Annotated in this window: 10 protein-coding genes and 1 tRNA gene; 4 read left to right on the top strand and 7 right to left on the bottom strand. The window is 58.1% G+C overall.

The window, feature by feature from the left end:
* Window positions 1-197: hypothetical protein (locus tag EV660_RS08255; protein WP_134047587.1), on the bottom strand; the 197-nt coding region annotated here is incomplete at its 3' end.
* A gap of 228 nt (window positions 198-425) precedes the next feature.
* Window positions 426-502 (bottom strand) — tRNA-Pro (locus tag EV660_RS08260).
* Between the two features lie 138 nt (window positions 503-640).
* Here EV660_RS08260 and rnd point away from each other — a divergent pair.
* Window positions 641-1813, top strand: a complete 1173-nt coding sequence (rnd, locus tag EV660_RS08265; RefSeq protein ID WP_071479932.1) for a ribonuclease D — start codon at window positions 641-643, stop codon at window positions 1811-1813.
* A 24-nt stretch (window positions 1814-1837) separates the two neighbouring features.
* Here rnd and EV660_RS08270 read toward each other — a convergent pair whose 3' ends face one another.
* Window positions 1838-3064, bottom strand: a complete 1227-nt coding sequence (locus EV660_RS08270) for an FAD-dependent monooxygenase (RefSeq protein ID WP_071479931.1) — start codon at window positions 3062-3064, stop codon at window positions 1838-1840.
* Window positions 3065-3215: 151 nt separating this feature from the next.
* Between EV660_RS08270 and EV660_RS08275 the strand changes: the two genes are divergently transcribed.
* From EV660_RS08275 to EV660_RS08285, 3 genes are all read left to right on the top strand, one after another.
* Complete coding sequence (locus EV660_RS08275) at window positions 3216-4556, top strand: amidase (RefSeq protein ID WP_071479930.1); 1341 nt, start codon at window positions 3216-3218, stop codon at window positions 4554-4556.
* Window positions 4557-4738: 182 nt separating this feature from the next.
* Window positions 4739-5917: an aminotransferase class I/II-fold pyridoxal phosphate-dependent enzyme gene (locus EV660_RS08280; protein WP_071479929.1), complete on the top strand. Its 1179-nt coding sequence runs from the start codon at window positions 4739-4741 to the stop codon at window positions 5915-5917.
* 13 nt (window positions 5918-5930) lie between these two features.
* A complete protein-coding gene (locus EV660_RS08285) occupies window positions 5931-9098 on the top strand; it encodes a DNA translocase FtsK (protein ID WP_071479928.1) in 3168 nt (1055 codons plus the stop codon).
* 56 nt (window positions 9099-9154) lie between these two features.
* On the opposite strand, the gene EV660_RS08290 is transcribed toward EV660_RS08285, so the two are convergent.
* The 4 genes from EV660_RS08290 to EV660_RS08305 are packed head-to-tail and all read right to left on the bottom strand — an operon-like array spanning window position 9155 to window position 14073.
* Window positions 9155-10267 carry a flagellar basal body P-ring protein FlgI gene (locus tag EV660_RS08290; protein WP_071479927.1) on the bottom strand — a complete coding sequence of 371 codons (1113 nt, stop codon included), beginning with the start codon at window positions 10265-10267 and terminating at the stop codon, window positions 9155-9157.
* Window positions 10264-11283, bottom strand: coding sequence for a flagellin (locus EV660_RS08295; protein ID WP_084634725.1), 1020 nt, complete (start codon window positions 11281-11283; stop codon window positions 10264-10266). The genes EV660_RS08290 and EV660_RS08295 overlap by 4 nt, the downstream gene beginning before the upstream one ends.
* Window positions 11283-12737, bottom strand: a complete 1455-nt coding sequence (flgK, locus tag EV660_RS08300) for a flagellar hook-associated protein FlgK (protein WP_071479925.1) — start codon at window positions 12735-12737, stop codon at window positions 11283-11285. The genes EV660_RS08295 and flgK overlap by 1 nt, the downstream gene beginning before the upstream one ends.
* 25 nt (window positions 12738-12762) lie before the next feature.
* Complete coding sequence (locus EV660_RS08305) at window positions 12763-14073, bottom strand: flagellar hook protein FlgE (protein WP_071479924.1); 1311 nt, start codon at window positions 14071-14073, stop codon at window positions 12763-12765.
* Window position 14074 lies beyond the last annotated feature (1 nt).

Raw genomic sequence — 14074 nt, forward strand, 5'->3', positions numbered from 1 at the left:
AATGAGGGGTTACACTGGCCGGTCTGGTCATTCGCCCATTTCACCGACAGCGCGCTTGCGAGTGTCTTTGCCCGGTCTGTAACATCGGCTTGCAGTGCACGCTTGAGCCACTCTAGGCGGTGATGTGTGCGGTGTACAAGGCGCGGATCAGGCTTGGCCCGGTCTGAGGCGCGCTGGATCCGAAGGGTATCGCTCATAACCGACCGCCTTTCTGGCTTGTGAAAAGGCCGTGAACAATGTATTCAGAAGGGGTCCATTTAGACTTCGGCCCTAGCCCCTCGAGCGTGTCCAGCTCGGGGGGGTTTCCGTTTCTAGCCGGGGGAAGCAAAATTGCCTGCAGGGCTGAAAATGGGGGTTTTTGCACCAAAGTGCAGAAACGCGGCTTTTCAAGCTGCGCGCTACCTCTACCAAGTCCCTGTAAATATTGGTCGGAGTGAGAGGATTCGAACCTCCGGCCCCTGCCTCCCGAAGACAGTGCTCTACCAGGCTGAGCTACACTCCGACTGCGGTGGGCTATAGCTTCGGCGCCAGATGAATGCAAGCGTTCCGATAGGGTTGAAAAAGCCCTTATCCGTGGGGTTTTCAAAGCTGCGGTTATTGCATATGCACTGTTCATAGCACGAGCAGTCAGGCAGTTTTGATGGAACTGATCACCACAACCGAAGATCTGGCGCGCTTTTGTGCGCAGGCGCAAGCCGCCCCCTATGTAACAGTGGATACCGAATTCCTGCGAGAGCGTACATATTACGCAAAATTGTGTCTGTTGCAGATGGCCCTACCGGGGCCAGAGGGGCCGGAAACTGGCCCTGCTGTGCTGGTCGACCCCTTGGCCAAAGGCCTGTCGCTGGAACCGTTTTACGAATTGTTGCGCGATACCAGCACCGTCAAGGTGTTACATGCTGCGCGGCAGGATCTGGAGATTTTTCTGATCGAAGGGCGCAGCCTGCCCAAACCGCTGTTCGACACCCAGATCGCTGCGATGGTCTGTGGCTTTGGCGACCAGATCGGATATGAAACCCTTGTGCGCAAGCTGACGCGTGGCAGCGTTGATAAAAGCTCTCGGTTCACGGATTGGTCGCGCAGGCCCCTGACCGATGCACAGCTGGGCTATGCGTTGGCAGATGTGACGCATCTGCGTGTTATCTATGAGAAACTCGCTGCGCGCCTTGAAGAAACTGGCCGCGCAAGTTGGGTTGCAGAAGAACTTGCCACGCTGGACGACCCTGCCACATATATCACGCAACCCGCCGATGCCTGGAAACGGGTCAAGACGCGCAACGACTCCGGGCGCTTTCTGGCAATCGTGCGGGAACTGGCAGAGTTTCGCGAAGCGCATGCGCAATCCAACAATGTGCCACGCTCGCGGGTGTTCAAGGATGATGCGTTGCTGGAACTGGCCTCGCTCAAGCCGCAAACGCCCGATGATCTGGGACGCACGCGCCTGTTGTTGCGCGAGGCCCGCAAGGGAGAGATTGCCCAAGGCATTCTGGATGCTGTCGCGCGTGGCATGACTTGCCCGCCCGAAAATTTTCCAAAACCTGAAAATGGCCGCGAGAACCTGCAAGTCAACCCGGCTTTGGCCGATCTGCTGCGGGTCTTGTTGAAGGCCAAATCAGACGCGACCGGCGTGGCGGCCAAGCTTATCGCCTCGGCATCGGATCTGGATGCATTGGCCGCAGGTGTGCGGGATGTGCCCGCGCTTTCTGGCTGGCGCGCGGCTGTGTTCGGGGATGACGCGCTTAGCTTGTGTAACGGCGAAGTCGGTCTGGCCGTGCGTGGCGAACGTGTTGAGGTGATGGCGGTGCCACGCTGAAGCGCGCCGCCGCAATTGAGGCAGTCAGATCGGCAGGCCCCGCATCAGGCGTGGCAGATCCTCTGTCAAACCGGCCGCTTCGCGCATGAAGGTGCGGCGCAAAGCAGGCACCGCCGAAATTGCCCCCATGCCCAGATCGCGCAACCCGCGCAGCACAGTATTGTCATTGGAAAACAAGCGGTTCACACTATCCGTGCCAACGGCCATGACCATTGTGTCAAAACGCCGCCATTGCTGATAACGCTCCAATACCAGCGGGCTGGCAATATCTTCGCCGCGCCGCGCGGCGTCTATCAGCACCTCGGCCAATGCGGCCACATCGCGCAGCCCGAAGTTGAAACCTTGCCCGGCAATCGGGTGCATACCATGTGCTGCGTCCCCAACCAAAGCCAGACGCGGGCCAATAAAGCTGTTGGCGATGGTCAGTTTCAACGGATAGGCAAAACGCTTGCCAGCCAGTGAGAGCTTGCCCAGAAATTCGCCAAAGCGCGGGCGCAGGGCGTCGAGATAGGCGTCGTCATCAAGGGCATGGATCGCGGCGGCAGCCTCTGTCCGCTCGCTCCAGACGATGGAAGATCGGTTGCCGGGCAAGGGCAGGATCGCCAGTGGTCCTGCTGGCATGAAAAACTGATGCGCGCAGCCATTATGGGGCAGTTCATGTTCAACGGCACAGACCAGACCTGTCTGGCCGTAATCCCAACCCGTGCGCTTGATGCCCGCGCGTTGTGCGGTAGCGCTGTCGCGCCCGTCACAGCCCACCAGCAGGCGGGACCGCAATGTCCTGCCACTATCCGTGGTAACAGTAACACCATGCGCGTCAACTTCTTGGCCAATAACACTTTCACCTGAAAGATGCGTTATGCGATCCTCGCGGTCCATTGCGGCCAGCAGGGTCGGGCGCAATATGCGGTCTTCCAGCATGTGGCCCATTGGCCCTTCTTCAAGTTCGGCATGGTCGAAATGCAGGAAAAAGGGTGCAGCACCTTCGGCAGGGCGGCCATCGCTGGCCTTGATCTGCAAGATGGGCTGAGTCTTGTCCGCGACATCGGCCCACACACCCAGCCCGGCCAGAACGCGGGTTGAGGCGATTGCCATAGCATAGGCGCGGCCATCGAATTCGGGGTCTGCCCGCGTGTCGCGTGGCAAGGCGTCAATTACTGTGACGCGCAATCCCCCCTGCGCCAGCGCCAAAGCCAGTGACGGGCCATTCAACCCGCCGCCTACGATCAGAATGTCGGTATCATAAGTCATAATGCAACTATGCCATTCAGAACCACAAAGTCCATGCGGCAAAAGCAGCGAAGCGCCGCATTTTTGGTGATTTGCTGCGCCTATTGTCCTTGACAGCGGGGCCCGGCAGATAGTCCCTTTCGGCAAGACAAAACACCAGCGCGAGGGACAGATGACACAGACAAACTGGGCCGGGCTATCCGCAACAGATCTGGGACGACAGATTGAGGCTGGCAAGATTTGCCCGGTTCAGTTGACCGAGGATTTGCTGGACAAGATCAGCAACCACCCGGACGGCACCCGAATCTATGCCCGCCTGACGCGCGAAAGGGCGCTGGACGAGGCAATGGCCGCGCGCGGTCGTGCGCGGGCAGGCCTGCGGCGCGGGCCGCTGGATGGCGTGCCAGTGTCATGGAAAGACCTGTTCGACACAGCAAATGTCGCAACCGAGGCCGGGACAGCCCTGTTGAAAGGGCGCGTTCCGACGCAAGATGCTGAGGTGCTGCGCACAATGACGCTGGCGGGCACCATATGCCTTGGCAAGACGCACATGACGGAATTTGCCTATTCAGGGCTAGGGCTTAACCCGGTGACAGAAACACCGCCTTGCATCAACAATCCGCAAGCTGTGCCGGGGGGGTCGTCTTCGGGGGCAGCGGCCTCGGTTGCCTTTGGGCTGGCGCTGGTTGCGATCGGTTCTGACACGGGGGGGTCCGTTCGCATTCCGGCGGCATGGAATGACCTTGTGGGGCTGAAGACGACATCAGGGCGGTTGTCTTTGGCCGGTGTGGTCCCTCTGGCCCCGAAATTCGACACGGTTGGCCCGCTGGCCCGCAGTGTCGAGGATTGCGCGCAGATATTGGGCGCGATGGAAAACCGGCCCGCACCCGATTTGCGGGGTGCGACACTGGCGGGGCGGCGTTTTCTGGTGCTGGAAGGCGCGCCATTTGAGGGTATCCGCGAACAGCCCGCGCAAGGGTTTGAACTGGCAGTGGAAAAGCTGGAACAGGCGGGCGCACAGATCGAGCGCGCCACGCTTTCCCCGGTCGAAGATGCCTTGGCACTCTCGCCGATCATCTATACGCCCGAATGTTACGCGCAATGGCGCCACCTGATAGAGACACGGCCAGAAGTCGTGTTTTCACCCATTCTGGAGCGTTTCCGTTCAGGGCGTGATCACAATGCAGCCGATTATCTGGTTGCGTGGGATGCATTGCGGGCGCATCGACAGGACTATCTGGCGCGGACGGCGGGCTATGATGCGGTCTTGTTGCCCACTGCCCCCAATATGCCACCAGATGCCGAGCGCCTGATGCAGGACCACGCTTATTTCACAACCGAAAACCTGCTGACTTTGCGCAACACCCGCATCGGCAACCTGCTGGGGCTGTGTGTGTTGACCTTGCCCACGCAGACCCCCTCGGTCGGGATCAGCCTGATGGCGCCCCCGATGGCCGAAGACCGTTTGTTGCGTCTGGGCGCAGCGGCGGAAATCTGTCTGCGTCAGGGCTAAGTCATGCGCTAGAGTTAGCGGAAACCGACATAGGACACACGATATCTTGTATGATCTGCGAAAATGCCACAAATTCGTGGGGTTATTGTCGTTTCTTCAAGCCTTTTTCTGGACCAGCGCCGCCTGTCGCGGTATGCTCTGCCTCAATAGGGGCAAAAGACCCCAGGAATTTGAGGCAGTCCATGGCATTTCCAGAGCGGTTTTCGAACCTGCCTGAATACGCATTTCCGCGCTTGCGCGCGCTGTTGGATCACCACCAGCCCGGTGGTGCACCTGTCGCCATGACCATTGGCGAGCCGCGCCACGAAATGCCGCCCTTCCTGACTGATGTGTTGAATGCGCATCTGGATGGTTTCGCAAAATACCCTGTGAATGAAGGTATTCCAGAGTTGCTGGAGGCTATTCAGGGGTGGATTTCCCGGCGCTATGGCGCTTCGCTTGCAGCCGAAAACCTGATGGTGCTGAACGGCACAAGAGAAGGTCTGTTCAACGCCGCCCTTGCCTTGTGCCCGGAGCAAAAAAACGGCCAGACCCCCGTTATTCTGACACCAAACCCGTTTTATCAGGCTTATGCCGTGGCGTCGCTGGTTCTGGGCGCAGAGTCCATTTATGTGCCTGCGACAGAGGCAAGCGGGCACCTGCCCGATTACGCAAACCTGCCTGCCGAATTGCTGGACCGTGTTGCGATTGTCTATATCTGCTCGCCCGCCAACCCGCAGGGCTCGGTTGCCGATGCTGCTTATCTGCGCAACCTCATAACACTTGCAGAACGCCACGATTTCCAGATTTTCGCAGATGAGTGCTATTCCGAGATATACCGCGACACGCCACCACCAGGTGTATTGCAGATAGCCGCCGAGATGGGCGTTTCCCCAGAGCGCGTGTTGTCCTTTCACTCGCTGTCCAAACGCTCGAACATGCCCGGGCTGCGGTCGGGCTTTGTTGCGGGTGGGGCCGAAAGCATCCGCCGTATCCGCCAGTTGCGGGCCTATGCGGGTGCGCCCTTGCCTGCACCTTTGCAGCATGTTGCCGCCGCTGCCTGGAATGACGAGAAGCACGTAAACCGGTCCCGCGCGCTGTATCAGCAGAAATATGCGCTGGCAGACCGTATTTTTGCGGGTGTTGACGGTTATCAGGGTCCAGAAGCAGGGTTTTTTCTGTGGCTGCCGGTTGAAGATGGCGAAGCAGCGGCCTTGCACCTGTGGAAGCAGACCGGAATCCGCGTGTTACCGGGGGCTTACCTTTCGCGCGACAGCGGCGATCTGAACCCCGGCAAGCAGTTCATTCGCGTGGCGATGGTTGCACCAATTGACGAACTAGAAGAGGCGCTTCGGCGTCTGCGCAACTGCCTTTACCCGTAACGAGGCTTAAAAGATGGCATCTTACAATACCCGTTCGAACGACCCTTTGCTGGACAGCAATCTGCAAGCAATGTTGCAAAAGCGCGGCCGAGAGCTTGTTGGTCTGGGACTGATCGTTCTGGCCGGGGTCTTTGCGTTGTTGCTGGGGTCATATTCGCCTGCGGATCCAAGCTGGCTAAGCTCATCTGATGTCGCGTTTGAAAATTCGTTGGGGCGCTTCGGGGCAATGATCGCCTCTCCGCTGATGATAATCATCGGTGTCGCGTCTTGGGGGATGGTACTGTTTCTTGGTGGCTGGGGCCTTCGCCTGATAACGGGAGTGGGGCATAATCAGGTCTTCGCGCGCGGTATTTTCTTTCCCATTGCGCTGGCTGTCACCGCGGTCTGGTGCGCGTCTTTGGTTCCCACGGCTGGTTGGGACACCCTTTACGGGATGGGTGGCGTTTTTGGTGATACGGTCTTGGGTGCAATCATAAATGCCCTTCCCATGAGCGCGTCTGCAGGCGTCAAGCTTATGGGTGTGCTGATGTTGCTGGCAACGGCAGCGATCTGGGCGTTTGTGCTTGGTGTCCAGCGCCACGAAGCAACGCGCTTCATGCGCTTTGTGATTGCGGGTGCTGTTCTGTTCTACGCGGGTATTCTGGCGCTTTTGCGCAGCGGTGTGTCTGGTGGCGCAACAGGTGTACGGGCCGCAGGTGGTGCAATGGCGCGCAAGCTGCAAGACAGATATGCCGCGCATGGCGCACGCGCGGCGCATGAAGCTTCGGCACATCATGGCACAGCTGAGGGCGCCTATCCCAATCCGCAGATGCGACCGGCCCATGTTGCCGGTCAACAGGAACCGGGCCTGCTTCGCACGGAACCGGTCCTGAACGCCGGGATGCCGCGCCGTGCGCCCCCGGTGATCCGTGCCGCAGCCCACCCGCCGCAGGATCATGCCTTGCTGGACGAGGATGATCACGATTATTCCTATGCGCATCAGAATTCGGCGCATCATCCGGCACATATGCGCGCCATGCCCGAAATGCCGCCGCACCCCGCCCCGGCATCTCATGCCCCGGAAGAGGCACCTTCAGGCTTGTTGGCGAGGTTGAAGTCACTCAGCAATCGTCCGCAACCTGCTGCGTCTGAACCTGCCGAACCTGCGCTTCCCATCCGTGGAGAGCTTGTGGAACCACGGCTGAGTGCGGCTGCGATTGATGCCCGCCCTTCGGGTGATGCGCGCATTAAGACACGCATTGCTGATGCGATCCGCCATCGAAAAGGGGCGAAGCCGGTATTTCAGTTTGACCGTACCCGTCACCCTGTGTCGGAACCCCCGTTGCGTGCACCAGCAGCGCCAGCTCATGCGCAACCGATGGCTGCACCGCAGGCGACGATGCCAAATGCACCCGCTGCCAGCCTGAGCGCCAGCCTTGATGCGGCACCCTATGGTGCAGTGCCAATGCCCGATTGGATGGTTGCCGCACAGCCAGAAGCACCATCGCCCGCGCCCCAGCCTGTTGCCGCGCCGAAATTGCATGCAGAGCCGCTGTTTGAACAAGACTCACCCCGCAAAGCTCATGTCCTGCAACGCCGCGTTGTTGCGAACCAACCGGCACGGTCGCAACCCTCACGTCAGGCCCAGGCCGAGGCAGAGCCGACCTTTGCCTTTGAACCCGCTGCACCCGTATTCGAATTGCCGCCCCTGTCCCTGCTGGAACACCCAAGCGAGGTAAAGCGCTACACATTGAGCGATGAAGCGCTGGAAGAAAACGCACGAATGCTGGAAAATGTGCTGGATGACTATGGCGTGCGCGGCGAGATTGTCAGTGTCCGCCCCGGTCCGGTTGTAACCCAGTATGAACTGGAACCTGCGCCGGGGCTGAAGGCCAGCCGCGTCATCGGGCTGGCCGACGACATTGCGCGTTCCATGTCGGCACTTTCGGCGCGCGTCTCCACTGTGCCTGGCCGGTCAATCATCGGGATCGAATTGCCGAATGTGCAGCGCGAGAAGGTTGTGCTGCGCGAGATTCTGGCCGCGCGAGATTTTGGCGACAGCCAGATGCGCCTGCCCCTGGCGCTGGGCAAATCCATCGACGGTGAATCCGTGGTCGCCAATCTGGCCAAGATGCCGCATTTGCTGATTGCGGGGACAACCGGTTCGGGGAAATCAGTGGCGATCAACACCATGATCCTGTCGCTGCTGTACCGTTTGTCGCCCGAAGAATGCCGTATGATCATGATCGACCCAAAGATGCTGGAACTCAGTGTTTATGACGGGATCCCTCATCTTCTCTCGCCCGTGGTGACAGACCCGAAAAAGGCTGTGGTGGCCTTGAAATGGGTCGTCGGCGAGATGGAAGAGCGCTATCGCAAGATGTCGAAAATGGGTGTGCGCAACATTGACGGCTATAATGGCCGCGTGCGCGAGGCGCTGGACAAGGGCGAAATGTTCAAGCGCACCATCCAGACCGGCTTTGATGACGAAACCGGCGATCCGGTCTTCGAGAGCGAGGAATTCGCTCCCGAACTGCTGCCCTATATCGTCGTCGTGGTCGATGAGATGGCCGACCTCATGATGGTTGCAGGCAAGGAAATCGAGGCATGTATCCAACGCCTTGCGCAGATGGCGCGGGCCAGTGGCATTCACCTGATAATGGCAACGCAACGCCCCTCGGTTGATGTGATCACCGGTACAATCAAGGCGAATTTCCCGACCAGAATCTCGTTTCAGGTCACGTCCAAAATCGACAGCCGCACCATTCTGGGCGAACAGGGGGCAGAGCAGCTTTTGGGAATGGGTGACATGCTTTACATGGCAGGTGGCTCCCGGATTGTGCGTGTTCATGGGCCATTCGTCAGCGATGAAGAGGTTGAGGAAGTTGTAAACCACCTCAAATCCTTCGGTCCACCGGATTACAAGTCAGGCGTGGTCGATGGGCCGGAATCCGACAAGGAAGCTGATATTGATGCTGTGCTTGGGCTGGGTGGCAATACGACCGGCGAAGACGCGCTGTATGATCAGGCGGTGCAGGTGGTGATTCAGGATCGCAAATGTTCGACCAGCTATATCCAGCGCAAGCTGGGCATCGGGTATAACAAAGCGGCGCGGCTGGTAGAGCAGATGGAAGATGAAGGGCTTGTCACGCCAGCCAATCATGTTGGCAAGCGCGATATTCTGGTGCCAGAACAGGGGTAGAACCCCCGCCCCTTCTGGTCTCTCTTGCCAGGGTCGCGCGATACGATCGGACCCGTTCAGCGAACAAGCAGCTCTGCGTGCAGCGCCCCTGCGGCGTTGATACTGTTGAGGATGTCGATCATGTCGCGCGGTGCAACCCCAAGGGCATTCAACCCGGCGACAATGTCTGAGAGCGTGGTCCCCTCGCGCAATTCTGCAAGGGCCAAGGGCGGTGCGTCCTCTATCTGCGCCTGTGTGCGCGGGACAACAACTGTTTCCCCTTCGGCAAAAGGATTGGGCTGAACGACAAGCGGTGTTTCTTCCACGCGCAGCGTTAACCCGCCTTGCGCAACAGCGACACGGCTTATCCTGACGTCTTCGCCAATGACGATTGTGCCAGAGCGCTGGTCCACGACAACACGCGCACGAACTTCGGGGGTAATCCGCAAATTCTCGATCCGAGCCAGCGCATGCGCTGCGGATGGCATATTGGTCTGCCGTAGATCGAGAACGACTGTTCCTGCGTCGGTCATCATCGCGACACTGCGATTAAACTCTGCATTGATGCGCTGTTCGACGCGTAGTGCGGTTGTCAGGTCGGGAACCCTAAGCGCCAGCCTTATCCGTTCGATGCTTGTGAAATCGAAATCTACTTCTCTCTCCACCCGCGCGCCTAGCGGGATAGACCCAGAGGTGGGCACGCCACGAACCTCGCGCGCGGCCTGCCCTTCGGCTGCAGCGCCACCAGCGATGATCGCACCTTGGGCAACCGCATAGATCGCCCCATCAGCACCGTTCAAAGGCGTCATGACCAGTGTGCCACCCAACAAGCTTCGGGCATCGCCAATGGCCGACACGGTCACATCCACGCGCCCGCCCGCCCGCGCAAACGGTGGTAGTGTGGCAGTGACAATAACGGCTGCAACGTTTCTGGGGCGAAACTGCTCACCCGTTACATTCACGCCCAGCCGCTCAAGGATGTTTGACAGCATGTCTTCGGTGAAGGGCGAATTGCGCATCCCATCGCCTGTGCCATCCAGCCCGACAACCAGCCCATACCCGACAAGGTCGTTTCCACGAACACCGTCAAATTCGACAAGATCTTTCAACCTGACAGATGCGTCTGCACTCGGTGACAGCAGTACGATTGCGCATGCCAAGAGGAATGGTGTTAGAATGTATCTTATCATCTTAAATACGTCGCCAGGGATAACCGTGATAGCCGCGCGGTGAGATTATAGATCAAGTCCAGCTGGGTCATTGCCTGCTCCAGTCGGACGGCTGCATCATAAGGGTCTGCTTCCAGTAACTCCGCGCGTGCAATTGACATAGCTGTATGTTCTGCTTCGGCGCGAGAGCGCCCGATATCAGCGCGCTCTTCTTCTATGCCCAGTTTTGCGGACAGTTTGATCAACCCTTGATGCGCTTTAGACATGCCTTTCGCAGCATGGCCAAGCATGGCGTGTTGTTCGGAGGGGTCGCCCTCGAACAGGCCTTTGGACAGGATCGCACCTGTTGCAGCTGCGCTTAAATGGTTTCGAATACTTTCATCTTCTGCTGTGATATCCATTCCGACCGAGATGCCATTTCCAAGATCCAGCCGCGCCGGTATCTTCGCGCCGCCGACATATCCGCTCACACCGAAATTGCCACCATCCGCAAACCAAGACGCAATGAATGCGCTTGTTGTTTCTGCATCAGGCCCGGCTGGATGGGTTGCCATCAAATCATCAAATATGGCATCCAACATGGCGTCCGCCGTAATCAGGGCGGTGCCATCTGTGGCGGTGCCAGCAAAGACGGCGCGCCCACCGATCTGAGTGTTCAACTGTGAAACGGCGCCGCGGAATCTCTCCTCCATTTGCGAGATCCCAAGCGCGATTTCTGTTTCATTCACCGTGTCACCGCGCTTGATCCCTTCAAGAACACCAGCCTGTGCTTGATTGCCGAGTTCAAGGAGGACTGATTGTTGTGACGAAAAGATCATTCCAGCCAACTGTGCATTCGCCTTGCGCGCAGATGCCATTTCCAAAGCGCTACTCACACCAGTAAGCGCCGAAAAATCGCCTTTGACCTTAAGCGATTTGTCTTTTGCAATCCCTGTTGTCAGCTCTTGCGAAAGGTTGGAGACGGTACGCTTCAAGCCAGAACCATGACGTTGCAATGTCAAGCGTTGCGCCATATCCCCAAAAGTCGTTGGTAACATTACATTGCCTCCAGCATAGTGCGCCACATGGCGTCGACGGCGGCGATGACCTTTGCATTCGCGGCATAGGCCTGTTCAAGTACAAGGAGTTTGCTTAATTCTGCGTCGGTATCCACGCCGCGCGCCGCAAGGTCTTCGCTTAGAATGGCGACGCGGGCAGTGTTTGTGGCGTTGCGCTGGTCGGCAGCAAGCCGATTTGTTGCGACCATAGATAGCGCGTCGCTTGCGTGCATTGACACAGATCTTGCCACTGATGACCCATCAGACAGCGGGGCGGTCGTGTTCAGCATCTGCAGCTTTCGGGAGAGAAGCGCATTGTCGGCCACCATTCCCGTGGGCTCGCTCATCAGGCCCATACCATTGCGAAGGCGCCACAGCGCACCGTCCTTGCTGGGATCGACCTGCGGGTTCAGAGCAATGCGACCGGAAACACCTATCTTGTCAGTTGGCAGGCTGGACAACCCTTCCAGTGAAAACAGACCAAATGATCCCGGGCTCAGGCTTGGGTCCAGATCTGGCTGGCCGAAGCGGGCAACAAGATCATAGGCCATATCATCCAGTTTTTTCTGGATATCTGGTGCGGCCTTGTCTCGGATCTCAAGAGAAGCGCCGATCCGGCCGGTCGAGAATAGCTGGCTGTCCTGACTCAGGTCTCGGCCATTGAGCTTTACAGACGATAGAGCACCGTTTTCGATACTATCTGCCGCATCGAGATTTGGTGAGCTTGTAAACTCGAATTGCGATGCAGTCTTGTCGACCAGAACCGAGCCGTCACGCCCCATCAGCATGATCCGGCCATGATCGCGCGGGATTTCCTGAACGGAAACAATTTCAGAGATGTCATTGATCATCTTCTGACGTGCATCCACAAGGTTTTCCGGCGCTCCGCCCAGAAGCACTTGTCGCTGTATCTGGTTGTTCAAGTCAGCGATTCCGGCAAGCGTCTGGTTCAGAAAGTCAACATCCCTGGCGATGGTAGAATCTGCCTGAGCGCGTTGCGCCTGAATGGTATCGTGTATACCACCAATGCTGCGGCTAATATCAGCCGCGGCGCGGCTGACCTGACTCAAGAGCGCCTCGGATTCCGGCTGGGCTGCCGCATTCTGTAGCGTTACGCCCAGAGCGTCGATCAAATTGGAAAGCCCACCGGGTTCATCAGGCATTCCGAAGGCTGCTTCGATGCGCGACCAGAAGCCGGAAAATACCTTGTCCTGAGCGTTGTCTGCGGTTGCATTGCGTAGGTCAGACAGAAGGACAGGGTCCATATCGCGCTGGATGCCGGTTGCCATGACCCCGTTGCCTTGAGAGCCAGTGACCCGTGCAGCCTGGGAGAGAGAGCGAACGCCATACCCTTCGGTCTGGGCGTTCGCGATGTTATCCGAAACGACCTGAGTGGCGCGTGCTGACACGTTGAGGCCGCTTAGTGCAGACGACAAGGCAATGGATAATGACATGTTGCAGCCTCATGCAGAGTAGGGATTAGCGTTTGATATTGGTCGTTTCCTGAAACATTTCGTCCACGGTCTGGATGACTTTCGCATTCGATGAATAGGCGCGCTGTGTCTGGATAAGACCTGTCAGTTCGGCTGCGACATCGGTTGCCGATTCCTGCAAGGCGAAGCCGACAAATTCCCCTACAGGCCCGTCGCCTGCGTCCCAAAGAAAGAAAGAGCCGCTGTCGCGCGACAGTTGGAATGTCTGCGAATTCATAGAGGTAAGGCCGTTGGGATTGGGGACATCAACAATCGGGATGCGGAACAATGTGCGCCGGAAGCCCTGATCATAGACAGCATCCAGATTGCCGTTTGCATCCACCATCAAGCCAATCAGATTGCCAGCGCCAGAGCCGTTTTGTTCAATACCGGCAGGAGAGAATGATGTCCCTTTTTGCGCGAGGCCTGCGGCTTCGCCATATCGCCCTATGAAAAAGTCTATTTCTTGTGGTCCCACATCAAGCTTGATCGAACCGGTTTCGGGATCATAGTCGCCAAGGCCCCCGCCCGATGCATCTGAGATAGAGGCCAGAGTCCCACCTTTGCCGGGAGAATTGTCAAAAACCAGATCATAGCTTCCCAGTGGCGCGCCGGTTTGGGCATGTTCCATGGACATGCGCCAAGTATTCTCGGGCGGCCCGACATTTGGGGTAAGCGCGACATCAATCATCTCGGGGATGCCGAGAGAGTTGTAGAATTCGACAGACATTCTGAGGGTTTCGCCGGAAGCGCCTGGAAGGGTTGCGGACGCAGGCAGATTCACCCCGAAATTGATTTTTGTCGTTTCGGAGAATGCCTGTTGATTGACCTCGATACGGATTGGCCGCAAGCCTGATGCGCTGTCGCGCGGGTATTCCGGTACAGTGCCGTCTGTGTTGGCGGGCCAGCCCATCAAGGTATTGCCCGACGCATCGCGCAAGTATCCATTTGCATCTTGCCGGAAGGATCCGGTCGCGGCCAGCAGCAGGGGCGCTGTCCCGTCTTGCAACTGTGCACCCAGTTCTGTTGTGACAGGCAAGAACCCCCTGCCCGACAAGGAAATGTCAGTCGCGTTTTGCGTCCCGATCAAAGAGCCACCTTGATCAACCAGTCGCATGGTTGACGTGCGGACGCCCCCTGCAGAATAGCTGCCCTGCCCGACAACGCCTGAACCGACAACCATAGAGTGGAAGGTCGTCGATGCACGACGATACCCGTGGGTTGTGGAGTTGGCGATGTTGTCAGATATGGTTGCAAGCCTTGTCGCGTTGGCGCGCAGACCTGCAACACCTGCATTCATTGAGGACGATATGCTCATG

This window comes from Roseinatronobacter bogoriensis DSM 18756 (genome assembly GCF_004366635.1).
GTDB lineage: Bacteria > Pseudomonadota > Alphaproteobacteria > Rhodobacterales > Rhodobacteraceae > Roseinatronobacter > Roseinatronobacter bogoriensis.